Source organism: Curtobacterium sp. MCPF17_021 (assembly GCF_003234605.2).
Classification (GTDB): domain Bacteria; phylum Actinomycetota; class Actinomycetes; order Actinomycetales; family Microbacteriaceae; genus Curtobacterium; species Curtobacterium flaccumfaciens.
This window is the reverse complement of the sequence record NZ_CP126252.1, coordinates 3,752,620-3,777,358: the sequence shown is the minus strand read 5'-3', so window position 1 is coordinate 3,777,358 and position 24,739 is coordinate 3,752,620. Positions and strand designations below refer to the sequence as shown.

25 protein-coding genes are annotated in these 24,739 nt (G+C 69.6%); 16 read left to right on the top strand and 9 right to left on the bottom strand.

Annotated elements, in window-relative coordinates; translation table 11 throughout:
• Positions 1-147 precede the first annotated feature (147 nt).
• The 5 genes from DEJ29_RS17940 to DEJ29_RS17920 form a co-directional block, all read right to left on the bottom strand.
• Positions 148-1,110: a D-alanine--D-alanine ligase family protein gene (locus tag DEJ29_RS17940; RefSeq protein WP_111094119.1), complete on the bottom strand. Its 963-nt coding sequence runs from the start codon at positions 1,108-1,110 to the stop codon at positions 148-150.
• Between the two features lie 60 nt (positions 1,111-1,170).
• Entirely contained in the window at positions 1,171-2,475 is a 1,305-nt protein-coding gene (locus tag DEJ29_RS17935; protein WP_111094118.1) for an aminotransferase-like domain-containing protein, read from the bottom strand.
• A 150-nt stretch (positions 2,476-2,625) separates the two neighbouring features.
• Positions 2,626-2,952 (bottom strand): thioredoxin, encoded by a 327-nt coding sequence (gene trxA, locus DEJ29_RS17930; protein ID WP_017887828.1) that lies wholly within the window; start codon positions 2,950-2,952, stop codon positions 2,626-2,628.
• Between the two features lie 66 nt (positions 2,953-3,018).
• Entirely contained in the window at positions 3,019-4,017 is a 999-nt protein-coding gene (gene trxB, locus DEJ29_RS17925) for a thioredoxin-disulfide reductase (protein ID WP_110863691.1), read from the bottom strand.
• Positions 4,018-4,111: 94 nt separating this feature from the next.
• Positions 4,112-8,263: a DUF6049 family protein gene (locus DEJ29_RS17920; RefSeq protein WP_220037311.1), complete on the bottom strand. Its 4,152-nt coding sequence runs from the start codon at positions 8,261-8,263 to the stop codon at positions 4,112-4,114.
• Between the two features lie 127 nt (positions 8,264-8,390).
• Here DEJ29_RS17920 and DEJ29_RS17915 point away from each other — a divergent pair, with 127 nt between their 5' ends.
• From DEJ29_RS17915 to dnaB, 6 genes are all read left to right on the top strand, one after another.
• A complete protein-coding gene (locus DEJ29_RS17915) occupies positions 8,391-9,830 on the top strand; it encodes a CCA tRNA nucleotidyltransferase (RefSeq protein ID WP_111094187.1) in 1,440 nt (479 codons plus the stop codon).
• 211 nt (positions 9,831-10,041) lie between these two features.
• Positions 10,042-10,425, top strand: a complete 384-nt coding sequence (gene rpsF, locus DEJ29_RS17910) for a 30S ribosomal protein S6 (RefSeq protein ID WP_027466903.1) — start codon at positions 10,042-10,044, stop codon at positions 10,423-10,425.
• Positions 10,426-10,428: 3 nt separating this feature from the next.
• On the top strand, positions 10,429-10,998 hold the full coding sequence (locus tag DEJ29_RS17905; RefSeq protein ID WP_027466902.1) for a single-stranded DNA-binding protein: 570 nt from the start codon (positions 10,429-10,431) through the stop codon (positions 10,996-10,998).
• 100 nt (positions 10,999-11,098) lie between these two features.
• Positions 11,099-11,356 carry a 30S ribosomal protein S18 gene (gene rpsR / locus DEJ29_RS17900; protein ID WP_017887834.1) on the top strand — a complete coding sequence of 86 codons (258 nt, stop codon included), beginning with the start codon at positions 11,099-11,101 and terminating at the stop codon, positions 11,354-11,356.
• 14 nt (positions 11,357-11,370) lie between these two features.
• A complete protein-coding gene (gene rplI / locus DEJ29_RS17895) occupies positions 11,371-11,823 on the top strand; it encodes a 50S ribosomal protein L9 (protein ID WP_027466901.1) in 453 nt (150 codons plus the stop codon).
• Positions 11,824-12,392: 569 nt separating this feature from the next.
• Positions 12,393-13,757, top strand: a complete 1,365-nt coding sequence (dnaB, locus tag DEJ29_RS17890) for a replicative DNA helicase (RefSeq protein ID WP_031260130.1) — start codon at positions 12,393-12,395, stop codon at positions 13,755-13,757.
• A gap of 38 nt (positions 13,758-13,795) precedes the next feature.
• Here dnaB and DEJ29_RS17885 read toward each other — a convergent pair whose 3' ends face one another.
• A complete protein-coding gene (locus DEJ29_RS17885; RefSeq protein WP_181438107.1) occupies positions 13,796-15,238 on the bottom strand; it encodes an ArnT family glycosyltransferase in 1,443 nt (480 codons plus the stop codon).
• Between the two features lie 75 nt (positions 15,239-15,313).
• Here DEJ29_RS17885 and DEJ29_RS17880 point away from each other — a divergent pair, with 75 nt between their 5' ends.
• The 4 genes from DEJ29_RS17880 to DEJ29_RS17865 all read left to right on the top strand — a co-directional run bounded on the left by DEJ29_RS17880 (position 15,314) and on the right by DEJ29_RS17865 (position 17,850).
• Entirely contained in the window at positions 15,314-15,778 is a 465-nt protein-coding gene (locus tag DEJ29_RS17880) for a hypothetical protein (protein WP_146248279.1), read from the top strand.
• Between the two features lie 52 nt (positions 15,779-15,830).
• Positions 15,831-16,250 carry a DoxX family protein gene (locus DEJ29_RS17875; protein ID WP_027466888.1) on the top strand — a complete coding sequence of 140 codons (420 nt, stop codon included), beginning with the start codon at positions 15,831-15,833 and terminating at the stop codon, positions 16,248-16,250.
• 71 nt (positions 16,251-16,321) lie between these two features.
• Positions 16,322-16,882, top strand: a complete 561-nt coding sequence (locus DEJ29_RS17870; protein ID WP_228516464.1) for an MOSC domain-containing protein — start codon at positions 16,322-16,324, stop codon at positions 16,880-16,882.
• The gene (locus tag DEJ29_RS17865) at positions 16,882-17,850 is read left to right on the top strand and encodes an NAD-dependent epimerase/dehydratase family protein (protein WP_111094115.1); all 969 of its coding nucleotides are present in this window, start codon (positions 16,882-16,884) and stop codon (positions 17,848-17,850) included. Before DEJ29_RS17870 ends, DEJ29_RS17865 begins: the two co-directional genes overlap by 1 nt.
• A gap of 23 nt (positions 17,851-17,873) precedes the next feature.
• Here the strand turns inward: DEJ29_RS17865 and DEJ29_RS17860 are convergent, their stop codons facing one another.
• Positions 17,874-18,320: a MarR family winged helix-turn-helix transcriptional regulator gene (locus DEJ29_RS17860; RefSeq protein WP_284173938.1), complete on the bottom strand. Its 447-nt coding sequence runs from the start codon at positions 18,318-18,320 to the stop codon at positions 17,874-17,876.
• 175 nt (positions 18,321-18,495) lie between these two features.
• On the opposite strand from DEJ29_RS17860, the gene DEJ29_RS17855 reads away from it, so the two are divergent.
• The 4 genes from DEJ29_RS17855 (at position 18,496) to DEJ29_RS17840 (ending at position 21,801) form a co-directional block, all read left to right on the top strand.
• Positions 18,496-19,149, top strand: a complete 654-nt coding sequence (locus tag DEJ29_RS17855; RefSeq protein WP_111094114.1) for a COG1361 family protein — start codon at positions 18,496-18,498, stop codon at positions 19,147-19,149.
• Between the two features lie 115 nt (positions 19,150-19,264).
• Positions 19,265-20,149, top strand: a complete 885-nt coding sequence (locus DEJ29_RS17850; protein WP_111094113.1) for a S26 family signal peptidase — start codon at positions 19,265-19,267, stop codon at positions 20,147-20,149.
• On the top strand, positions 20,146-21,000 hold the full coding sequence (locus DEJ29_RS17845) for a LamG domain-containing protein (RefSeq protein ID WP_111094112.1): 855 nt from the start codon (positions 20,146-20,148) through the stop codon (positions 20,998-21,000). Before DEJ29_RS17850 ends, DEJ29_RS17845 begins: the two co-directional genes overlap by 4 nt.
• 231 nt (positions 21,001-21,231) lie before the next feature.
• A complete protein-coding gene (locus DEJ29_RS17840) occupies positions 21,232-21,801 on the top strand; it encodes a manganese efflux pump MntP (RefSeq protein ID WP_027466883.1) in 570 nt (189 codons plus the stop codon).
• A gap of 82 nt (positions 21,802-21,883) precedes the next feature.
• Here DEJ29_RS17840 and DEJ29_RS17835 read toward each other — a convergent pair whose 3' ends face one another.
• Positions 21,884-22,216, bottom strand: a complete 333-nt coding sequence (locus DEJ29_RS17835; RefSeq protein ID WP_071404111.1) for a DUF4190 domain-containing protein — start codon at positions 22,214-22,216, stop codon at positions 21,884-21,886.
• Positions 22,217-22,281: 65 nt separating this feature from the next.
• Here DEJ29_RS17835 and DEJ29_RS17830 point away from each other — a divergent pair, with 65 nt between their 5' ends.
• Positions 22,282-22,434 carry a hypothetical protein gene (locus DEJ29_RS17830; protein WP_181438106.1) on the top strand — a complete coding sequence of 51 codons (153 nt, stop codon included), beginning with the start codon at positions 22,282-22,284 and terminating at the stop codon, positions 22,432-22,434.
• A 29-nt stretch (positions 22,435-22,463) separates the two neighbouring features.
• On the opposite strand, the gene DEJ29_RS17825 is transcribed toward DEJ29_RS17830, so the two are convergent.
• Positions 22,464-23,876, bottom strand: coding sequence for a hypothetical protein (locus tag DEJ29_RS17825; protein ID WP_181438105.1), 1,413 nt, complete (start codon positions 23,874-23,876; stop codon positions 22,464-22,466).
• 138 nt (positions 23,877-24,014) lie between these two features.
• Here DEJ29_RS17825 and DEJ29_RS17820 point away from each other — a divergent pair, with 138 nt between their 5' ends.
• Positions 24,015-24,737 (top strand): SDR family NAD(P)-dependent oxidoreductase, encoded by a 723-nt coding sequence (locus tag DEJ29_RS17820; protein WP_111094111.1) that lies wholly within the window; start codon positions 24,015-24,017, stop codon positions 24,735-24,737.
• Positions 24,738-24,739: the final 2 nt, after the last annotated feature.

Below are 24,739 nucleotides of genomic sequence, written 5' to 3'. Positions count from 1 at the left end.
AACATGGCGGAAGCGCCGAGTGTCCGCCTGCTCGATACACCCTGCTTCGGCCAGTGAAGCGACGTTCCACGTGGAACATCGAGGCTCGGCCGCACAGCAGGCGGGACACGATGTGCCGGTGTTCCACGTGGAACATCGGCTGCAGGGTCAGGCGCGGTGGTCCCGGATGGCCTGCTCGGCGAGCTCGGCGTACGTCCAGCCGAGGTCGAACCCGGACGCGGACAGCGCCTGCGGCAGCAGTGACGTCTCGGTGAGCCCGGGGAGCACGTTCGCCTCGAGGAACCAGGGCGTCCCGGCCCCGTCGATGATCAGGTCGACGCGGGACAGATGCCGGAGTCCCAGAGCTACGTGCGCGACCACCGCAGCCTCCGAGGCTGCTCCGGCGAACTCGTCGGACAGTCGTGCGGGGGTGTAGAAGGTCGTCTCCCCCGCGTTGTAGCGCGCTTCGAAGCCGTAGATACCGTTGCGCGGCACGATCTCCACGGCGGAGAGCCCCACGGGGCCGTCTCCGGTGTCGATGATCCCCACGGCGACCTCGGTGCCACGGATGAGCTGCTCGACCACGACATCGTCGCAGTACGTGTACGCCGTCACCATGGCCCGGGGCAGGTCCTTGACGTCATCGACGAGGGTCACGCCCTGCGCACTTCCGCCGCGCGCCGGCTTCACGGCGAGCGGTACCGGGTGCTCGGTCGCGATGGCCTCGAGGACACCGACAGCGCCGAGCTCGCGGAACACGTCGTGGGAGAGCGTCACCGAACGAGGGGTACGGACGCCGGCGCGGGCGACCAGCGCTGACGCCGTGGGCTTGTCCCATGCCAACCGGGCCGACGTCGAACGTGAGCCGACGAACGGGATGTCCACGGCCTCCAGGATGCCCCGCAGGGCCCCGTCCTCACCGGAGGCGCCGTGCAGGGCCGGCCACACGACGTCCGGGCGTGAATCGGTGAGAGCCGGCAGGAGCATCGCGTCGGCGTCGCGCAGGACCACCTGCCAGCCGTAGCCGGTCAGTGAGTCGGCGACCCGACGACCGGAGCGGAGGGAGACATCGCGTTCGTGCGAGATGCCTCCGGCGACGACGACGACGTGACGACGGGTGAGCTCGGCCATGCGGGGTCCTCCGGTGTGGAACTGCGGTGCTGTGCGATCAGTACCGAGGAAAAGCGCTGATCAGGAGATGTTCGGGGGCGGTGCACTGACGGACGACGTCTCGCGGACCACGGTGTTCGGGCGGGTCGTCGGGCCGAACGTCTCGATCAGTTCGAGCTCGTCGTTGACGACGTTGGCGAGTCGCTTGACGCCCACCCGGATCTGCTCGGGCGTCGGGTAGCAGAACGACAGACGGATGTGTCCGCCGCCGCGTCCGTCGGCGTAGAAGGCCGTGCCGGGCGTGTAAGCCACGAGCTCCTTGACCGCGCGCGGCAGCATGCCCTTGGAGTCGAGTGACTCGGGCAGGGTCAGCCACACGAAGAAGCCGCCGTTCGGCTTCGTCCAGGACAGGTCGGGCAGGAACTCCCCCAGTGCGGACAGCATGGCGTCACGACGCTCGGCGTAGATGCCCCGGAAGGTGTCGACCTGACCCTTCCAGTCCGCGGCGTCGAGGTACGCGTTCACGACGTACTGGCCGAAGGAGTTCGGCGCGAGCACGGCTGATTCATTGGCGAGCACGAGCTTCTCGCGGATGGCGTGCGGCGCGAGTGCCCAGCCGACGCGGAACCCCGGTGCGAGGGTCTTCGAAAAGGAGCCGAGGTACACCACGCCCTCTTCGTCGATCGACCGGATCGCCTGCGGCGCCGGCTCGTCGAACCACAGGAGCCCGTACGGGTTGTCCTCGAGCACGAGGATGTTGTTCGACCGGCAGATGTCGAGCACCTCGATGCGGCGTTCCCGGCTCATCGTGACGCCGGCCGGGTTGTGGAAGTTCGGGATCGTGTAGAGGAACTTGATCCGCTTGCCCTGGGTGCGGAGGTTGGCGATGGCTTCGCGCAGCGCCTCGGGGACGAGACCGAGCTCGTCCGTCGTGACGTGCACCGTCTCGGCCTGGTAGGACCGGAAGACCCCGATCGCGCCGACGTAGGAGGGCGACTCGGCGAGCACGACGTCACCCGGATCGATGAACAGTCGTGTGACGAGGTCGAGGGCGTGCTGCGAGCCCGTGGTGACCACGACGTCCTCGGCACTGGCACGGATGCCCTCGAGGCTCATGACGTCCACGATGTGCTCACGGAGGGACCGCAGGCCCTGTCCGCCGCCGTACTGGAGCGCCATGGCGGAGTGCTCGGTCATGACACGGTCCAGCGAGCCCGTGACGAGCTCTCTGGGGAGCGCGGAGACGAACGGCATGCCGCCGGCCAACGAGACCACTTCGGGCCGCGAGGCGACGGCGAACAGGGCTCGGACCTCGGAGGCGCTCAGCCCGGCGGTGCGCTGGGCGTAGGAGTCGTACCAGGGGTCGAGGCTGTTGCCGTTCGTCATCGAGTGCTCCGTTCAGTGGGACATTCCCGCCACACTACGACATCGGCCCGGGGAACCAGGGTTCCGCGACGGGGCCGATCGTCATCCGGTGGCTCCGGACGAGAACGGCCCCGCTCTCCGGGGAGAGCGGGGCCGTTCGGGTGGGGCGACCTACGCGAGGAACTCGGCGAGGTCGGCCTCGAGCGCGGGCTTCGGCTTGGCGCCGATGACGGTCTTGACGACCTCGCCGCCCTTGAAGACCTTCATCGCCGGGATCGACGTGATCTGGTAGTTCATGGCCGACTGGGGGTTGTCGTCCACGTTGAGCTTCACGATCTCGATCTTGCCGGCGTGCTCTTCGGCGATCTGGTCGAGGATCGGCGAGACCGCGCGACACGGGCCACACCACTCGGCCCAGAAGTCGACGAGGATCGTCTTGTCGGACTTGAGGACCTCGTCCGAGAAGGTGGCGTCGGTGACAGCCTTGGCGTTGGACATGTGTGCTCCTTCGAGAAGTCGTTCAGGGGGTACAACGGCGATGCCGTCGTGGTATTCCGAGGCGGGTCAGGCCCGCGCGGCGATGACGTCGACCATGGCGGGCTCGGTCGGGGCGACGCCCTCGGCCTCGTCCGTCAGTGCGTCGTCGAGCTCGGCGAGGTACTTCTCGGCGTCGAGCGCGGCGACCGTGCCCGAACCGGCAGCCGTGATGGCCTGACGGTAGGACGGGTCGATGACGTCACCGGCGGCGAAGACACCCGGCAGGTTGGTCTTCGACGAACGGCCCTGGACGGCGATCGTGCCCTCGGGCGCGATGTCGATCTGGCCGTGGATCAGGTGCGTGCGCGGGTCGTTGCCGATCGCGATGAACAGGCCGTCCAGCGCGAGCTCGGACTCCTCGCCCGTCACGGTGTCCTTGAGCGTGACGCCCTCGACCGCGGTGTCACCCGTGATGCCGGTGACCTCCTTGTTCCAGGCGAACTCGATCTTCGGGTCGTTCATCGCACGGTCCTGCATGATCTTCGACGCACGCAGGGAGTCCTTGCGGTGGATGACCGTCACCTTGTCGGCGAAGCGGGTGAGGAACGTCGCCTCTTCCATCGCGGAGTCGCCACCACCGACGACGGCGATGTTCTTCTGTCGGAAGAAGAAGCCGTCGCAGGTCGCGCACCACGAGACACCGTGGCCGGACAGGCGCTCTTCGTCGGGGAGCCCGAGGTGACGGTAGGCCGAGCCGGTGGCGTAGATGACCGCGAGGGCCTCGTACGTCTCGCCGGAGCCGACGGTGACCTTCTTGACCTTGCCGGTGAGGTCGACGGAGACGGCGTCGTCGTACAGGACCTCGGCACCGAACTTCTCGGCCTGTTCCTGCATCTTGATCATGAGGTCGGGGCCCTGGATCCCTTCGGGGAAGCCCGGGAAGTTCTCGACCTCGGTCGTCTTGGTGAGTTCACCGCCCGTCTCGACACTGGAGGCGACGATGAGCGGCTTGAGCTCTGCGCGCGCTGCGTAGATGCCGGCGGTGAACCCGGCCGGGCCGGAACCGATGATGATGAGCTGGCGCATGCCTGATTGCCCTTCCGTTGCGTCTGACCGGGTCAACCCATCGTACCGGCGAGGCATTCCACACGCCCCGTGAGCGTGCGGTGCCCGGCAGGGATCAGCGGCCGAGCTTGCTGCGGAGCATCCGGACGGCGTTGCCGATCTCGCCGTTCTTCGCGACGACGAGGGCTCCGAAGTACACGGCCGCCATCACCGCGCCGGCGAGGACGAGGGTGATGGCCGCTCCGGTGAAGTCGGCCATCGCGAAGCCGCTCGCCGAGAACGACCCGAAGAAGTTCACGACGAGGAGTCCCACGACGCCCGCGATGAGCGCGGCGATGACGAACTGCACGTGCGAACGGGTGACCACGGGTCCTTCGATGCCACCGAGCCGCTTGCGGACGAGCACCAGGGCGACGATCGTCTGCGCGGTGCCCGCGAGGGTGGTGCACGCTGCGATCGCGACGCCGATCGTCTCGTTCGGGAGCGTGCTGACCGCGAGAGCACCGATCACGAACAGCACCGACTGGACGCACTGCATGAGGAACGGCGTCCGGTGGTCGTGCATCGCCCAGAAGACACGCTGGATGATGAACAGCATGCTGAAGAGCACGAGCCCCGGCATGTAGGCCAGCAGGACCGCGCCGATCGACAGCGCCCCGTCGAAGGTGTTGGAGAACATGCGTCCGAACGGCACGGCGACGACCATCAGCGCGATCGAGGCGAAGACGGTGAACAGTCCGACGATCCGCAGCGAGAGCGAAAGGTTCTTCCGCACGGCGTCGAGGTCGCCGCGTTCCGCGTCGTGGCTCATCCGTGTGAAGTACGCCGTCGCGATGGAGACCGTGATGATCGAGTGCGGCAGCATGAAGAGCAGCCAGGCGTTCTGCAGCACCGCGTTGCCCGCGGCACCGGAACCCAGCGATGCGACGCGCGACTGCACGACGCCGGCCAGCTGGGTGACGAGGATCATCGCGAAGAGCCACCCGGCCGCCGTGCCCGTCGACTTCAGGCCGACGCCACGCCAGCGGAAGTCAGGTCGGAAGCTCAGGCCCGCCCGGCGCCAGAAGAACGGCAGGAAGGCGGCCTGAGCGAGCACGCCCAGGGTCGCACTGCCGGCGAGGACGGCGATCTTGAGCGGAGTCCAGTCGTCGACGCCGGAGTTCGCGGCCCTGCCACCGAACATGGCGATGAAGACGACGAGCCCGGCGATCGAGATGACGTTGTTGATGAGCGGCGCCCACGTGAACGGGCCGAACACCTGCTTCGCGTTGAGGACCTCGCCGAGCAGGGAGTACATCGCGTAGAAGAGGATCTGCGGCAGGCACCAGAACGCGAACGCCACTGCGAGGTCGATCTGACCGGGCGTGAACCCCTTGCCCTCGCCTGACGCCGTCTGCGCGTACACCTGCACGAGCAGTGGGGCGATGAGGGTCGCGACGACGGCGATGACGATGAACAGGGATCCGCCGAGCGTCACGATCTTGTTGACGTAGGCCGTGCCACCGTCGGTGTGCTGCTTCATCGCACGCACGATCTGCGGGATGAGCACGGCGGACAACAGGCCACCCGCGATCAGCGCGTAGATGTTGTTCGGGAGCTGGTTGGACACCGCGAACGCGTCCGCCGCCGGTGACTGCGTCTGCCCGATCGCGTACGCCAGCACGAAGGTCTTCGCGAAGCCGAGGATGCGCGACAGCATCGTGCCGGCGGCCAGCATCGCGCTCGCCCGGCCGAGGCTGCGCTCGGCGACCGGCTCGGCGTCGACGTCGGGCTGGGGCTGGCTGGTGCTGATGGTCGGCTCCTCGGGGTCGCGGTCGTCCGCGACGGTGTTGCGTACGGCGTCGGACGGGAGGCCCGGCTCGGCTCCGGCGCGCGCGATGGCGTCCTGCAGGGGGCCCTGGTCCACCGCCGTGGTCGCCGCTGCAGCCGGGGCCGCGGCCGCCGCTCCGGTGGCCGTGCCGGTCGTGGAAGCGGCCACGCTGGGTGCGGGGGCCGCTCCGGAGCGGTGATCCGTGCCTCCAGGCCGGGTGGTGGACGCCTGCGCGCCCCCGACCGTCGGCTGGACCGCAAGGGGGCGGTTCGGGTCGTCGTCGTCCTCGTCGTCGAGTTCGCCGTTGCGGCGGCGGATGCGCTTGCGGATGCTGCGGAAGATGCCGAAGCCGAAGATGCCGATCAGGGCGATCGCGGCGGCCGCGGTGATGACCGTCTCCCACTGCGCCTGCACGTTCAGCTCGACGGTCGCGGGCTGGGCCACGGCGACGCCGGTCGGGCTCGAGAGCGACATCGTCAACTCGACCTTGCCGTTCGCGACCGACTGCACGGGGACGGTCGCGCGGGTGGAGGAATCGGGCTGGATCTCGACGACGATGTCGTTGCGGACGACCCGCAGCGCCGAGTTGGACGGCTGCACGGACAGGTGCACCGTGACCGGGTAGGCGGAGCTGTTGCGAATCGACACCGGCAGGGACGACCGGTCGCCGAGCAGGGTGAGGCTGCTCGAGTCGACGATGCCGACCTCGGTGGTGCTCTTCGCCCAGGCGGCCGTGCGGGCCTCCACCGCGGCGGCGAGGCCCTGGTCGTCGTCGCGCCACGCGTTCGAGGCAAGCGCGAGCAGACGGAGCCGGGCGGGCGCGGTGAGCTGGTTCGGGTCGCCGAGGATCGTCGCGAACGCGGAGAGCCCCTGTTCCCCCCGCACGAGTCGCTGGAGCTGGTCGATGCGGGCCTCGCCGGTCGACGCGCTGGCGAGCGTGAGCGACCCGGCGACGGCCTTCGAGGCGGTGGAGAGGTCGGCCGGGGCGACCCAGGCGGTGCTCTCGAGGGCGTCCAGCGCCTGGCTGAGCCGGGTGGAGTCGGACGGCCACTCGCGCCCGAGGGTCAGCAGGATCGGCCCCGTGGCAGTGGCGGCACGGGCCGAAGTGGCCAGCGTCGCGGTGAGCTCGGACATCGTCGACGACCAGGTCTGCCGGTCGGTGGCGGCGGCGGCCCGGCGGAGCATCGACGACATCGACTGGTCGGAGACGAGCACGTGGTCGTCGCCGATCTTCTCGGACGCGGTGATGGTGGTGTCCGCGCCGGCCGAGGTGTTGCCGCTCGAGACGATGGTGGTCTTCGTGCCGGCACGCTCGAGGGCGGGCAGGTCGGAGGAGGACACCGTCCCCTCGGTCGGCCAGGAGATCGAGTCCATCGAGTACGGGAAGTCGAGCAGGGACTCCGTGGTCGGCAGCGTCTCCTGCGCCTGGTCGGCACCGTCGTCGGTCGTGGTGCCGTCGCTCGAGGCCTCGGTGGGGGCCGGCGACGAGGTCTGCCCCGGTGTGGCCGTCGGAGTCGGTGCCGGGGTCTCGGCGCCGGGGAAGTTCTCGGACTTGACGGACTGGTCGAGGGAGATCGGCGACAGGATGCCGTCGGACCCGGCCTGGCGCAGGCCGGTGACGTCGGCGTCGGCGTAGGGCAGCGCGAAGGTCTCGTTGCGCAGTGCTTCGAGACGCTGCAGCCAGGTGATCGCACTCGACGGGGCGTTGTCGCCGAGGATCCGGATCGAGGCGATGATCCGCGGGTCCACCGCCACGGCGACGTTGTGGTCCTCGGCGGCGTCGAGCTGCTGCGTGAGCGTGCCGTCGACCGAGGTCGCGGCGGCCAGCACGGGGGCGGTGAGGATGCCGTCGGTCGACTTCGGCACGGTGATCGGCATCGCGACCGAGACGCTGACCGGGGCCTGTTCGAAGTCCGGGTACCAGGTGATGGCGGAGCGGTCGACGGCGAAGGCGTCGCCCGCCGTGTACTCGGCCGCGATGCGGCGGGCGCCGAACGAGGAGTACCCGCCGAGCGCCACGTTGCCGGAGACGATCTCGACCGAGTCGATGGTGATCGAACGGTGCGCCGGGATCGCCGGGATGTCCACGGAGTCCATCGGGGCACCGAGGTAACCGGTTGTGGTGGTGTCGCTGAGCCAGCTCGCCAGGACGTCGCGCGTGCTCACCGAGCGGAAGATGTCGAACTCCGCGGTGCCGGCCGGCAGCGCCGCGTCGGTGTCGTTCGTGACGGTGACCGACAGGGTGAGGTCCTGGTCGCGCTGGACGACGCCACGGTTCGCGGGGGCGATCGAGATGGTCGCCTTGCCCGCGTCTGCGGCGGCCGGATCGGCGACGTGGCTCTTGGCTGCGGACACGGTGGCGGCCGAGGCGTGATCGGTGGCGACGGGCGCGACGACCAGGCCGAGCGCGACGAGGGTCGACGCGGCTGCGGCGAGCGTGGTGCGGAGCATCTGCATACGGGGAGCGGGCCACGGGGTCGGTTCGGGCCGAGCACGAGTGTATGAGGCGCGACCATGAACAGGTCCCGTGCGCGCGCGGCTTGTGGAGAACTCGGGGCCTCGATCTGGGAGGATGAGCACCGTCATGCAGTCCGTTGCCCAGGCCGTCGAACGACTCGACGCACTCGCCACCACCGAGCCCGTCGACCTCCTCGCTCGGGCCTTCGCCGACGCCGGGCACGAACTCGCCCTCGTCGGCGGCCCCGTCCGTGACGCGTTCCTCGGCCGTCCGGTGACCGATCTGGACTTCACCACCGACGCCCGGCCTGACGAGATCCTGCGGATCGTCGAACCCATCGCGAGTGCCACCTGGGACGTCGGTCGCCAGTTCGGCACCATCGCCGCACGGGTCGCCGGCGAGCAGGTCGAGATCACCACGTACCGCAGCGACGTCTACGACGGCGAGACCCGCAAGCCCGAGGTCGCGTTCGGCGACACCATCGAGGACGACCTGCTCCGTCGCGACTTCACCGTCAACGCGATGGCCCTGCGGCTGCCGGACCGCGAGCTCGTCGACGTGCACGGCGGCGTCGAGGACCTGCTCGCCGCACGGCTCCGGACGCCCCAGACCGCGGTCGTCTCGTTCCGCGACGACCCCCTGCGGATGATGCGCGCCGCACGGTTCACGTCCCAACTGGGCTTCACCGTCGACGACGACGTGCGGGCCGCGATGCAGGAACTCGTCGCATCGATCGACATCGTGTCCGCCGAGCGGGTCCGCGACGAGCTCGTCAAGCTGCTCAACACGGACGACCCGGTCCCCGGCCTCCGGCTGCTCGTCGAGACCGGCCTCGCCGAGCGGTTCCTGCCCGAGCTGCCCGAGATGCGGCTCGAGGTCGACGAGCACCACCACCACAAGGACGTCTACGAGCACTCGCTCACCGTGCTCGAGCAGGCCATCGGGTACGAGGCCGAGCGGCACGCCGGCGATCCCCCGGACACCGTGCTCCGGCTCGCGGCGCTGCTGCACGACATCGGCAAGCCCGCGACGCGCAAGCTCGAGCCCGGCGGGGCGGTGAGCTTCCACCACCACGACCTGGTCGGTTCGAAGATGGCGAAGAAGCGACTCCGCGCGCTCCGCTTCGACAACGACACCATCGCCGCGGTGTCCCGCCTGATCGAGCTGCACCTGCGCTTCTTCGGGTACACCGAGGGCGCCTGGACCGACTCCGCCGTCCGCCGCTACGTCCGTGACGCCGGACCCCAGCTCGAACGGCTGCACGAGCTCACTCGATCGGACGTCACCACCCGCAACCGCCGCAAGGCCGACCGGCTGGCGTTCGCCTACGACGACCTCGAGGACCGCATCAAGGTGCTGTCCAAGCAGGAGGAGCTCGAGTCGATCCGTCCGGACCTGACCGGCGACGACATCATGCGGATCCTCGACATCCCGCCGGGGCGTGCCGTGGGCGAGGCCTACCGGTTCCTGCTCGAGGCCCGGATGGACGAAGGGCCCCTCGGGCCGGAGACGGCCGAGGAGCGCCTGCGCGAGTGGTGGAGCACCCGAGGCGACACCGGCGCCTGAGGCGACACCAGCACCTGAGGCGACGCGGCGCCTGAGACGCGACCGCCCGACGGGCGGGACCGCTCTCCACAGCCCGGTGGCGCGCCTCCAGGCAGTCCGGTAGGCTACCCAGGTTGCCCCTCGCGCACCTGCGTGGTCTGGGGCACATGCATCAACCCTCCTGCCCCGGGAACCGCCCGGGGCCGCTGAGACCAGAGGAGGTGGGTTCCGCATGCACCAGTACGAACTGATGGCGATCCTCGACCCCGAGATCGATGAGCGCACCGTCGCTCCCAGCCTGGACAAGTTCCTGGCCGTGATCCGCAACGCGGGTGGCACCGTCGACAACGTGGACGTCTGGGGCCGTCGCCGGCTCGCTTACGAGATCGCGAAGAAGTCCGAGGGCATCTACGCCGTCGTCGACTTCACGTCGTCGCCCGAGGCAGCCAAGGAGCTCGACCGTCAGCTCGGTCTCTCCGAGGCCGTGCTCCGCACGAAGGTCCTCCGCGCTGAAGAGGGCATCGCGCAGGTCGCCGCCCAGAAGCAGCGTGACGAGGCTCGCGCGGCCCGCAAGGCCGCCAACGCCTCCGCAACCGCGACCGCGAGCGCCGAGTAACCCGTGGCCGGCGAAACCGTCATCACGGTGGTGGGCAACCTCACCGCGGACCCCGAGCTGCGCTACACGCAGAACGGGCTCGCCGTGGCGAACTTCACCATCGCGTCGACCCCTCGCACGTTCGACCGTCAGGCGAACGAGTGGAAGGACGGCGACGCGCTGTTCCTCCGTGCGAGTGTGTGGCGCGAGTTCGCCGAGCACGTGGCGGGGTCGCTGACGAAGGGCTCGCGCGTCATCGCGCAGGGTCGTCTGCGTCAGCGTTCCTACCAGGACCGTGAGGGCCAGCAGCGCACGAGCATCGAGCTCGAGGTCGACGAGATCGGCCCGTCGCTCCGCTACGCGACCGCACAGATCACCCGCGCAGCGGGTGGCAGTGGCGGCGGTCGTGGCCAGGTCGGCGGCGGCGCCAGCGCCCCCGCGGGCAACGGCGGCGGCAACTGGAACAACAACGGTGGCGGTCAGTCGGACGCGCCCTGGTCTCCCCAGGGCGGCCAGCAGGGTGGCGGCAACGCACAGTCGAACGACGTGTGGAGCACCCCCGGCGGCAACTTCGACGACGAGACCCCGTTCTGATCGGAGCACGCAGCGCCGCCTGACAGCGGCAACTGCGAGTTCCGGACTGACCCTCCCGGTTCCGACGGACACACAACTTTTCTTCTAAGGACAAATCACTATGGCTGGAAAGAGCACCGGCGACCGCCGGAAGCCTCGCGGCAAGGGTGGCAAGAACGCTGCTCCCGCGAAGTCGATCAAGGTCGGCGTCATCGACTACAAGGACGTTGCGACCCTTCGCAAGTTCATCTCGGAGCGTGGAAAGATCCGCGCCCGTCGCATCACCGGCGTCTCCGTCCAGGAGCAGCGCCTCATCGCCCGTGCCGTGAAGAACGCCCGTGAGATGGCGCTCCTCCCCTACGCCGGCTCCGGCCGCTGATCGGAGGTCGACACATGTCGAAGCTCATCCTCACCCACGAGGTCTCCGGCCTCGGTTCCGCTGGTGACGTCGTCGACGTCAAGAACGGCTACGCCCGCAACTACCTCATCCCCCAGGGCTTCGCTGTCGCGTGGTCCAAGGGCGGCGAGAAGCAGGTCGAGTCGATCCGTGCCGCGCGTACCGCGCGCGAGCTCGCCACCATCGAAGAGGCACAGGACCTCAAGATGAAGCTCGAGAACGCGACCATCACCCTGTCGGTCAAGGCCGGCAAGGACGGTCGTCTGTTCGGCTCCGTCCGTCCGGGCGACGTCGCTGACGCCGTCCAGGCGCAGGGCGTCGGCTCGCTCGACAAGCGCAAGGTCGAGGTCCCCGCGACCATCAAGACCGTCGGTGACCACGAGGCCACCGTGCGCCTGCGCGAGGACATCACTGCCGTGATCTCGCTCAAGGTCGTCGCTGCCAAGTAGCACTGACGTTCCGCTCCACGACGGGCGGGTCTCCTCCGGGAGGCCCGCCCGTCGTTGCGTTCCGGGGGCGGTCGCGCGGCTTGTCCCACGACTGTCGCCGACATGGTCACGGGCCTGGAGGCGCGGCTCGACTCGGGCTGGCTGGTTACGGTTCAGACGGGGTCGCGCTGGCTGGGAACAGGCCGAGAACTCTTCCCACAGGAGGGGTCCTTGTCAAGTCGTTTTACACAGTGGAAACGTGTCAAATCGGAACCTTCAAGGGGTGCTTGAACCCCACTTTTCCACACACCGTGTGTAACAGAAAAGCCCAGGTCAGGTGGTCGAAAGTGTGTTCGTACGGGTCTTTTTCCACAGGCCCGTCCACAGTTCTCCACACAGCGCTCCGGCGTGTTCCGCAGGCTCTCCACAGAGTTATCCACAGGGCCGTTTGTTGGGGATAACTCTGGGGCCGTACGTTGGCCCAGCGACTCGGGGATGTCGGTTGCCGGGGGTAGAAACAGGGGTGCGGGTTCCCGCCGGTGGGTGCTGTCCCGCCGGTTCAGGTCCGTGTCGTCAACAGAGGAGAGCGTGTGTCGATCGCACATCTTGAGCCCGCACCGCAGGACTACGCGGAGCGCGGCATGGAACGCACCCCGCCGCACGACATGCTCGCGGAGCAGTCGACCATCGGTGGCATGCTCCTGTCGAAGGACGCCGTCGCCGACGTCATCGAGACCGCCCGAGGCGTGGACTTCTACGTCCCCAAGCACGAGGTCATCTTCGACGCCATCCTGTCGCTCTACTCGCACGGTGAGCCCACCGACGTCATCGCCGTCACCGACGAGTTGACCAAGACCGGACTGCTGTCCCGCGCCGGCGGCGCCGAGTACCTGCACAGCGTCACGAGCATGGTGCCGACCGCCGCGAACGCCGGCTACTACGCCGGCATCGTCGCCGAGAAGGCGGTGCTCCGCCGCCTGGTGGACGCCGGCACCCGCATCGTCCAGATGGGCTACGCGTCCGAGGGTGAGGTCACCGACCTCGTCAACAGTGCGCAGGCCGAGGTCTACAACGTCGCCGGTGGTGTGCAGACCGAGGACTACGTCCCGCTGACCGACGCCATCTCGGCCGCGCTCGACGAGATCGAGGCCGCCAAGGGCCGCGACGGCCAGATGACCGGCGTGCCGACCGGGTTCGCGCAGCTCGACGGCCTGACGAACGGCTTCCACCCCGGACAGCTCATCATCGTCGCTGCCCGACCGGCCCTCGGTAAGTCGACGCTGGCGCTCGACCTGTGCCGCGCCGCCGCGATCAAGCACGACCAGACCGCCGCCTTCTTCTCGCTCGAGATGGGTCGCGCCGAGATCGCCATGCGTCTGCTCTCCGCCGAGACCAGCGTGCCGCTGCAGAACATGCGCAAGGGCACCGTGGACTCGCGCGACTGGACCACCATCGCGCAGACCCGCGGTCGCATCAACGACGCCCCGTTCTTCATCGACGACTCCCCCAACATGACGCTCGTCGAGATCCGCGCCAAGTGCCGTCGACTCAAGCAGCAGCACAACCTGAAGCTCGTGGTCATCGACTACCTGCAGCTGATGACCTCGGGAAAGAAGGTCGAGAGTCGCCAGCAAGAGGTCTCCGAGTTCTCGCGTGCCCTGAAGCTGATGGCCAAGGAGCTCCAGGTCCCGGTCATCGCCCTGTCGCAGCTGAACCGTGGTCCGGAGCAGCGTGCCGACAAGAAGCCGGCGATCTCCGACCTCCGTGAGTCCGGCTCCATCGAGCAGGACGCTGACATGGTCATCCTGCTGCACCGTGAGTCGGCGTACGAGAAGGACAACCCGCGTCAGGGTGAGGCGGACCTGATCGTGGCGAAGCACCGTAACGGACCGACGGACACCATCACCGTGGCGTTCCACGGGATGTTCTCGCGGTTCGTCGACATGCCGCAGTAGGTGCATGGGTGCGCGACGCCTCGCCAACGTCGCATCGACTAGCGGGCGATCGTGAGGGCCCCGTTGTCCTCGCGGATGCGGCCGTCCTTCGGGACCCACACGCGCAGGCCGTCGAGCCTCCCCGAGGTGAAGGACGAGGCGTCATCCTGCAGCAGCGTGGTCACGGCCTCCGGTGCGGGGAGCCGCTGGTCGCGTCCGACGACGATGGCGACGTAGGGGCCACGGTCGAGTCGGTTGGTCCCGTGGTCGCCGACGTACGGCTGGAAGAGCGTGGGGGTCGCCGACACGAACAGGATCCGACCGTCGGGCACATCGTGTTCCTCGAGGTACCCGGGCAACAGCGCGATCCCGGTCGGGTGCGCCCGCGCGACGGCCTGACTCACCCGGAACGAGGGGACGACGAGCGTCGCGACGAGGACCAGCACGACCGGGACGGTCAGGGCCCTCGGGGGGACGGTGGCGAGGCGTGGGAAGCCGATGGCGGCGAGGACCAGCAGGAACGGCATCCACGCGGTGTAGTAGGTCGGCAGCGCGATCTTCGCGACGACGACGTAGAACCCGACGAGCAGCACCAGGGATGCGCCGACGTACGCGACCAGGCGGTCCGCCCGCACCACCAGGGCGGCGAGCACACCGATCGCGAGGACGACGAGCATCGCCCTGCCGGTGCCGTCGAGCAAGAACCGGAAGCTCGCCCACCACGGTGCGAACGTGTAGATCTGCCCGTCGATCGTGATCGGGTGCCCGTTGGTGTTCTGCCCCTCCTGGAACGCGACCATGTACTGGATCGCCGAACGGATGCCCATCGGGACGTACAGGGCGACGAACGTCACCGTGAAGGCGGCCACCCAGAGCGCGCCGCCGACGAGGCCCTTCCGCCAGGCCTTGAACAGGACCGGGAGCAGCAGGAACGCCGGGAGCAGCACGATGGTCGACAGCTTGGACGTGACCGAGGCAGCCATGAGCACGCCGGACACGGGAGCGAGCCACCACGCCCGCTCACTGCGGATCCACCACCACGCGGCGACGATCGCGAACACGGCGAAGGCCGTCATCACCGGGTCGAGCAGGGCGAGCCGGTCAACCCGGGCACCCGCACCACCACGCGGAGTCAGCCACCACAGCGACGCCGCCAGGAGGGCACCCCAGTACCCGATCTCGCGACGCAGCCACAGGTACAGGACCACGCCGACCGCGAAGGTGAGCACGCCGACGAGGATCCGCGGCCCGATCGGACCCTGCCCGGTGAGGAGCTGCACGAGCCCGAACAGGTACTTGGCCGTCGGCGGGTGTTCGCGGTTCGCGGCGAAGTCTCCGTGGACGTACTGCCACCCGCTCTGCAGGTAGATGTTCTCGTCGCCGGTGATGTTCGAGCCGGCCAGGTTCCAGAAGCACTGGTAGAGCGCGGCGATCACGACGAGGGAGGCGATCGTCAGGCGGAGGCGGAGGTCGCCGGCGAACCCGGACACTCGTGATGGCACCAGACGAACCTACTGGCCCTTCGACCGTCTTCGGCGTCGACGTGTTAGGTTGTGCACAACCTAATGGAGCGCAACGTGAAACTCACCAGCTGGATCGGCCTCGTCACCGGCGGCCTGCTCGCCGGGCACGGCATCGCCACGGTTCGCCGCACCCCGCTGCGCGCTCGAGCCCGGCAGATGCAGCGACGTGGATTCGAGCCGGGCGTCCCACACGCGCTCGGCATCCCTGGCCTGGAAGTCCTGTCCGGGCTCGGACTCGCCACCGCGGGGGTTCGCCGTGCATCCGTGAACGACCTGGTCGGCACCGGCTCCGCCATCGCGGTGACAGCCCTCGGCGGGACCCGGCTCGTGATCGACCGCGAAGACGGCTCGGTGACGAGCACGACCGGCGGTGCTGCCGCACTCACACTCGCCGGCGTGCTGCGGCTGCTCACCTCGACCCGCGGCCGTCCGGTCGCGCGGATCCTCACGCTCGGTTCCGCCGCTGCCGCGATCACGTTCGAGGCCGCACGCCGACGCCGCGTCCTCCGCAGCCGCTGACCTCGCCCCCACTCCACCGAACCCCACCACGACCGTGAAAGGCACCACCCCGATGGCAACCCGCACCCCCGCAGTCCGCTCCACCCGCCCCCGGACCATCGTCCGCATCCTGTTCGGTGCGATGCTCACCTGGGCCGGCATCAGTCACCTGACGGTGGCCCGCGAGGAGTTCCAGGCGCAGGTGCCGAAGTTCGTGCCGCTGCCGACGGACGTCACGGTGATCGCCTCCGGTGTGGTGGAGATCTCCCTCGGGGCTGCGCTGATGCTCCTGGCTCGGCGTCAGGTGACCGTCGGGTGGGTCGTCGCGGTGTTCTTCCTCGCGGTCTTCCCCGGCAACATCGCGCAGTGGATGCACCACCGTGACGGGTTCGGCCTGGACACCGACACCAAGCGCTTCGTCCGCCTGCTGTTCCAGCCCGTGCTCATCGCTGTCTCGCTGTGGGCGACGAACGCGCTGCGCAAGCGCCGCTGAACCGGCCCGCGCGAGCGCCACTGACCGACGCTGCACCCGCGCGACCGTGACCATGGGGCAGAATCGGCCCCATGAGCGGGGACGACATGGACCAGCCGCGCGTGGTCGCGGTGAGCAAGGACGGCGAGCACCGGTTCAGCAAGCCGTTGGTCGACGCGGTGACGCTCGTGGCGGGGTGGGGCATCGAGGGGGATGCCCACGCCGGCACGACCGTGCAGCACCGCTCCCGGGTCGCTCGTGACCCCTCCCAGCCCAACCTGCGCCAGGTCCACCTGCTGCACGCCGAGCTGTTCGACGAGGTCGCCGAAGCCGGGTTCAGCGTCGAACCGGGACAGATGGGCGAGAACGTCACGACCAGTGGCATCGACCTGCTCGGGCTGCCCGAGGGAGCAGTGCTGCACCTCGGCGACGACGCCTCCGTGCAGGTCACGGGCCTGCGGAACCCGTGCCAGCAGATCAACGGCTTCGAGCCGGGACTCCTCCGTGCCGTGTTGGGGCGCGCCGAGGACGGCACGGTCGAGCGCAAGGGCGGGGTGATGAGCGTCGTGCTCACCGGTGGCACGGTGCGGCCGGGCGATCGCATCCGGGTCGAGCTCCCCGACGGCGAACGACGACCCCTCCAACCCGTCTGATGACGCAGCGCGTGCGACGCGTCCTGGTACTCGGCGGAACCGGTTGGCTCGGGCGGACGATCGTCGACGAGCTGCTGTCCGAGGGCGCCGACGTCACCTGCCTCGCCCGGGGCACGACCGGAAACGTTCCGGAGGGAGCGCGCTTCGTCCAGGTGGACCGAGCCCTGGCCGGCGCGTACGAACAGGCCAGCGGGAACTGGGACGAGGTCATCGAGCTCGCCAGCGCCCCCGAACTCGTCGCCCCGGCGCTCGACGCCCTCGCCGACCGAGCCGCGCACTGGACCCTGGTGTCCACGGTCTCGGTGTACGCGGACAACGACGAACCGGGCGCTGACGAGTCCGCCCGGCTGGTGGAGCCGAGGGACCCGTCCGAGTACGCCGACGCGAAGGTCCTCGCCGAGCGCATGACGCGGCTCCGGCTCGGGTCACGGCTGCTCATCGCCCGCCCGGGGTTGATCGTCGGCCCCGGCGACCCGAGTGACCGGTTCGGGTACTGGCCGGCACGCCTCGACCGCGGTGGGCCGGTGCTGGTGCCGACGACGGCGGAGCGGTTCGTCCAGGTGATCGACGTCGCAGACCTCGCCGCCTGGCTCGTCCGTGCCGGGAGCGACGGGTTCGTCGGCACGGTCAACGCCGTGGGCGCTCCGACGCCGATGCAGGAGTTCTTCCGGTGCGTGGCGGAGGTCACCGGGTTCGATGACGAGCTGGTCGCGGTCGACGACGACGTCCTGCTCGCGCACGACGTGGCCTACTGGGCCGGACCGCGATCACTCCCCCTGTGGATCCCGGTGTCGGAGGGCGGGTTCGCACAGCGCTCCACCGTGGCCTTCAGGGACGCCGGCGGAGTGACCCGACCCCTCCGGGACACCGTCGTGCTCGTGCTCGAGGACGAGCGCGCCCGCGGGACGGCTCGGGAACGCCGTGCCGGCCTCACCTCGACGGAGGAACGGGCGATCCCCACCAGGTAGACGCGCGGTCCCCGCGAGCGAGATCAGGACGCGGCGGCAGCCTGTTCGTACAGACTCGTCGCCAGGTCGTTCAGTACCTCGTGCAGTTCGCCCTTGTGCGCCCCGTCGACGGCCCGGAGCATCGCTGTGTACCGCTCTTGGTAGTCCGACACGACGACATGCCCCGGGGGCAGCAGCCGCAGCAGTGAGCCGCGGCGATCCGCCGGGTTCGGTGCGCGCTCGAGCAGGCCGGCGGTGCTCATCCGGTCGATCATGTTCGTCACCGCGCCCGAGGTCAGCCCCAGGTACCCGGCGACCTCGGTCGGCGTGGAGTACCCGGTGTCACTGATGAGGACCAGGGCGCGGAGGGCGTTCTCGTGCACGCCCGCACGAGCGCTCAGCTGACTCACCAGGCTCGCGTTCGCACGTACGACGGCGGTGAACGCGGCCATGAGGTCGGCCGCGTCGTCGTCGTTCGGTACTGCTGCCACGAGGGCCTTCTTCCGTGTCGGGGACCGGGGGACAAAGAGCGTCCCCCGCACTGGGGTAAGTATACGAGTGGTCAACTTGGTGAATCAGTGACTATCTTAACCATTGAAGCAAAACAGCCCGAACGCCTTGCTTCCCCCGACTTCCTGCAACCACCACCGAACGAAGAGGTACCCCGTGTCCACCAAGCTCCGCACCTCCGCACTGAAGCGGATCCGCTTCGCCCCCGTGGCGCTCCTCGCGGGTATCTTCGCCGCCGTCCTGCTCTCCCTCTCGCTCACCGGCACCCTCTCCGGGTTCGCCGCGAGCATCACCAACAGCAGCAACACCGCCGGCAGCGGCACGCTGATCATGCAGGAGCAGAACGCCGGCGCGACCGTCACCTGCCTCAGCACCGACGGCGGCTCGGTCTCGACGAACTCGGCGACCTGCTCGACGATCAACAAGTTCGGCGGCAGCACGACGATGACCCCGGGCAACACGGTCAACACCGCGATCTCGATCAAGAACACCGGCACCGCGAACGCCAGCACCTTCACGCTGAACCCGGGCACCACGTGCACCCAGTCGGCGAACGGCTCGGCCAACGGCACCGCGACCGACCTCTGCGCCAAGATGAACCTCGTCGTCACCTCCGGTTCGACCACGGTGTTCAGCGGCACCCTCGCCAGCTTCAAGGGTGCGGCGGCGTCGGCCTTCACGATGCCGCAGGCCCCGGCCGCCGGCGCGAGCGTCCCGTTCAACTTCGCGGTGACCCTCGACTCCTCGGCCGGCAACACCTACCAGGGCCTCGCCGCCTCGGTCCCGATGACCTGGACCTTCACGGCCTGATCCAGCCTGATCCGGCCTGATCCGCCCCCCATCCCCCTCCCCCAGACCGGCGACGCTCGGCCGACCCCCCTCCGGTCGAGCGTCGCCATTCCCCTGAATCCCCGGAGCAGAGCCCATGAGCCAGACCGCAGCGATCCCGCTCAGCGGCATGCTCGACCGCCCGGTCCTCCGCGGCCGTCAGGTCACCCGCTCCGAGACGGTCCTCGCGTGGTCGGTCGCCGCGATCGCCGCACTGCTCCTCACCGCCGCTGTCCTGTTCCTCTCCGCCGGCGGCCGCTGGTTCGTCGTCGAGACCCCCTCGATGGGCGAAGCCGCCCCCGTCGGCACCCTCGTGCTCGACCTGCCGGTGGACGTCGCCACGCTCAGCGTCGGCGACATCGTCTCGTTCGAGACCTCCGCCAACCCGGACGTCGTCTACACCCACCGCATCGTCTCGATCGACGCGGACGGCGGGCTCCACACCCGTGGTGACGTCAACGGCGCGACCGACCCGTGGACGCTCACCCAGGCCGACGTGATCGGCACCCCCGCGCTCCTGGTCCCGCGCATCGGCTGGCTGCTCCGCGCCGCCCCGATCCTGCTCATCGGCACGCTGATCATCCTGACCCTGACCAGCGCGTTCACCGACCGGGTGACCCGCACGTGCCTGCGGATCGCGGGCAGCGCCCTCACCGCCTCGTACGCGGCGTTCGTGTTCAAGCCGTTCGTCAACGTGACGACGATCACGAACACCTCGAGCCCGACCGGCGTCGAGGCCACCGTGATCTCGTCGGGGATCTTCCCGGTCCGCGTCGACGCCCACGGCGGCAACAGCGTCCACCTGGTCGACGGCGAGATGGGCAAGGTCGTCATCCACGAGCTGACGAAGAACGGGCACTACCAGCTCATGTCGAACATCGACCTCGACCCCCTGGGTTGGGTCGCCCTGTTCGCCGTGTGCCTCGTGCCGCTCGTGGCGTGCCTGGCGGTCGGCCGCGTCGAGGCGGTGCGTCCCTCGTGATCCTCCGTCACCTGCGCGATGGTCGCGTCGTCGCCGTCCTCCTCGTGGTCGCCCTGGCCGTCGTCGTCCTGCTGAACCAGTTCGCCCCGACCCGCTCGGCGTACACCGCACGCGTGACCAACAGTGCGAACACGGCCGCGACCGCCCCGTACTTCACGTGCACGGGTGCCGTCGGCGCGGACACCGCGAACGCCCTGTTCGCCTACCGCCTGACCGAGGCCTCGGGTTCGCGGACGGCCACCGACTGGTCGGGCCGCGGCGCGAACGGCACCTACCAGGGCACCATGACCGCGACCACGCCGAGCCCGAACGCCTGCCCGCGTGACAGCGGGAGCGCCTACGCGCTCAACGGTTCGACGAGCTACGTCTCCACCCCGCGCTCGTACGCCAACCCGACGACCTTCAGCGAGGAGGTCTGGTTCCGAACCACGGTCGCCGGCGGCATGCTCATCGGTTTCGGCAGCAGCCAGACCGGAGCGTCGAGCCAGCACGACCGGAAGCTCTACCTGACCACCAGCGGACAGCTCGCGTTCGGCACGTACAGCGGCGCCACGCAGGTCCTCACCTCGCCGAAGGCCTACACCGACGGCGCCTGGCACCACACGGTGGCGACGATGTCGCCCACCAACGGCATGCGCCTGTACGTCGACGGCACGCTCGTCGCGTCGAACGCGGCCTTCAAGAGCCCCGAGAACTTCACCGGGTACTTCCGCGTCGGCTACGACGTCGTCAGCGGGTGGCCGGGTGCCACGAACAACCCGTACTTCACCGGGTCGATGCGGTACGCCGCCGTCTACGGCACCGAACTGACGGCCAGCCAGGTGGCCGCGCACGCGGCCGCCGGTTCCTGACGCACTGACTGCCGGACTGGAGGCTCGTGGCCGTGCCCGCCACGAGCCTCCAGTCCGTCCCCTGGTCACGTCGAGAACGTGGGCCGGGTTGGCGGACCGGGCCCACCAACCCGCGGATTCGGGGCGACGAATCCCGCTGATCAGGCCTTTTCGTGCCCGGGACCGTGCCAGGATCGTCAGGTCCTGAGACGTCGGAGTCTCCATCCGACCGTCTCGAAAGGCGCCACCCCCATGTCGTTCTGGGCCCTCTTCCTCATCGCGCTCGGCGTCTCCGCGGACGCCTTCGCCGTCGCCCTCGGCAAGGGCCTGCACATGAAGCGCTTCGACGTGCGGCACGCGATCGTGATCGCGCTGACGTTCGGGGTGTTCCAGGCGGTGATGCCGTTGCTCGGCTGGCTGCTCGGGTCGGCGTTCGCGCAGTACATCGCGGCCTTCGACCACTGGGTCGCGTTCGGGCTGCTCGCGTTGATCGGCGGGAAGATGCTGTGGGAGGCGTTCTCGAAGCACGAGGACACCGAGCAGGACACCGATCGGCTGCCGGTCCGCGAGCTCCTCGTGCTGGCGGTCGCGACCAGCATCGACGCCCTGGCGGTGGGCGTCACCCTGGCGTTCCTGCCCGTCTCGATCGGCGGCGCGGTGCTGCTCATCGGGATCACCACCGCGGTGCTGTCGTTCGTCGGGGTCCTGGTCGGTCGCCGTGTCGGTGCCCGTTTCGGCAAGCCGGCGGAGATCGCGGGTGGTGTCGTCCTGATCCTGATCGGTCTGAACATCGTGCTGGAGCACACCGGCGTCATCGGCTGAGGCCACGGGTCGGAACCGACACCGGACAGACGGGAGGCCCGCGGCGAGCTGCCACGAGCCTCCGGTCTGGTGCTGGTGGACGTCAGTAGCTACCCAGGCTGCCCGCCGGAGCGTTCGCGACGACAGCGATCACGAAGATGATCCAGATGATGCCGAACACGAGCGACAGGGCGCTGATGATGATGCCGGCGAGGGCCAGGCCGCGGCCGCGCTCCCCGGTCTTCTTGATCTGCGAGAGCGCGATGATCGACACCACGAGGCCGGCGATGTTCACCACGAAGGCCAGGACGAACCCCACGATCGCCATGACGTTGAAGCGGTCGGACGACGGCTGCATCGGAGCGCCGTAGGGCTGCCCGCCGGCGGCGTAGGGGTTCGGGTTCTGCTGGTTGTACTGGGGCGTGCCGTCACTCATGGCGCCGCGTCCTCTCTGGTCAGGGGGATGTCTACACAGGGAACGTACAGGACCAGCGGGCCGCAATGTGCGGTGGGAACATCGGAGGATGGGATGGCTTCGTCGACAGCTGCTGCACGGCGGCCGGTACGACGAGCGAGTACGCCGACGGGGCGGGCGGGCTGCTTGAGGACCTGAACGCCGTGGCGCTCGAGCTGCGCGCCGTCGCCGAGGTCTGATGAGGCACTGACCGGCAGCGCAGCGCCCGTCAGATGTCGAGCACCCCGTCCACCGCGTCCGACCGGTCGGCGATGTGCCCGCTGTCGATGTCCTCGTCCAGGTGCACGCCGACGTAGGTCCAGTCCTCCACGTGCCCGGCATCGTCGAACACCCGGTAGCGCCGACGGAGCCGCAGGTACGGCACGGTGCGGTGGTCGAACGACACCACGACCTCGGTCGCCGGCCACTCGCTCTCGACGGTGACCTCGACGGCTCGGTAGTCGCTCGCCGACCGCCGGGGTTCGGGGTGGTCGCGGGTCCACAGGATGCCGGGCTGGTCGAGCGCCTCGAACACGCCCACAAGGTCCGCGACCGCGCGCTCCCGTGCGGCAGCGTCCAGGTCGTGCAGCGGCCAGTACGCGCCCTCGACGTCGGTCAGGTCGAACTGCTCCGTCCACGGAGCGCGGGCTGCTTCCAGACGCTCCTGTTCGTCCTCCCACGACGTCTCGTCCTCGTCGCTCGCGGCACGGGACGGCAGGTCATCGGTGGTGACGACGCTGGGCAGGCCGACAGCGACGTCGAGGTCGACCTCCCGAGCGTCGTAGTGGTAGGTCAACCCGCCCGTCAGATCGGGCGTGCGCCGGGGTCCGGTGGGCATGTACCGGATGGTGAGGACCGAGCCGGTGCGGCGGACGTCCTCGACCAGGTGGTCGACGGTGATCGTCGTCCGGCTGCCGTCGGTCCGGACGAGCACGAGCTCGGTCGGCGGGGTCGGCAGGGGTGGTGCGGGCTCGGCCGGTGGTCCCGACCGACGAGGGAAGTCGTCCTCGTCGGCGTCGGATCCGGCGCGCCAGAAGTAGCGGGGGCCGTCGTCGTCATCGTCGTCGTCCAGCAGCTCGGGGTCGTCGTCCTCCGGCTCCTCGCCGGCCGCCAGCGTCGCCGCCCACTCCTCCGGCGACGGCCAGAACGGCTCCGACGGCGCCCACGGCAGGGTCTCCGGGTCGACGCCGTCGAGCGGGTCGTCCGGGTCCCCGTCGTCGTCCTCCGGATCCTCGAAGCCCTCGGCCTCGGAGTCCTCGTCCTCGTCATCGTCGCCCATCCACATCGACGCGTCACGCGGGTCGCCGATCCACAGCCCGTCGACGTCCGCCCCGAGGACGCGTCGGTCACCGAGGTCGACCGCGCACGTCACCCCGGTCGGCGTGACGTGCACGGCGGTCCGGGACGTCTCGTCGAGGTCATCGCCCACTTCCTCGCGCGACCCGTAGACGACCCAGGCGCCCTCGTCGGCCGCGAGGACCCCGACCTCGTCGACCGCACCGTCCGGCAACGGGGCGTCCGGCCACGTCACCCACCGCACGTCGTCGCCCGTGACGACCGCCGCGACCGGTCGTGTGGCGTCCGGCACGATCGTCGCGTCACCGACGCGGACGGCGTCGATGGGCTCGAGGAAGCTGCTCATGCAGCGACCGTACCGCGGCCCTGTGGCCGGCCCGTGAACGGCCGGGAGGCCCGTGGCGGACCCGCACCGCGCTTCCCGTCCGCGCGTTGCCGGTCCACCTGCCGGACCCGCCGCACCCATCCGGCGCATGATGGGCGGATGGCACGCATCCTCGTCACCGGATCCACCGACGGCCTCGGGCGGGGAACCGCCGACTCGCTGCTCCGCAGCGGACACGACGTCCTCGTCCACGCACGCAACACGGCCCGCGCCGCGGCGGTCGCCGACCTGGTGGAGCGCGGCGCCGAACTCGTCGTCGCCGACCTGGCCGACCGCGACGCCGTGATCGCCACCGCCCGCGAGCTCGACGCCGGCACCCCGCTCGATGCCGTCGTGCACAACGCCGGGGTGATCTCGGGCCGGTCGCTGATCCCGGTCAACGTCGTGGCCCCCTACCTGTTCACCGCGTTGCTGCAGGCCCCGAAGCGGCACGTGTACCTGAGCAGCGGCATGCACCGGGGTGGCCGCCCGCGCCTGGACACCGTCGACTGGACCGGTGGTTCGGAGACGAACTCGTACTCCGACACGAAGCTGTTCGTGACGGCGCTCGCCGCCGAGGTGCCGCTGCGGCGTCCGGGCGTGCTGAGCAACGCCGTCGACCCCGGCTGGGTGGCGACCAAGATGGGCGGGGCGGGCGCTCCGGACGACTTCGAGCTCGGCCACCGTACGCAGGAGACGCTCGCGACCGATCCGGACCAAACCGTGACGGGTGGTTACTGGTTCCACGGGAAGCAGCAGGAACCGCACCCGGCGGTCGCCGACCAGCGGTTCCGCACCGAGCTGCTCGACGCACTGGCGACGGCCACCGGCATCACGCTCTGAGT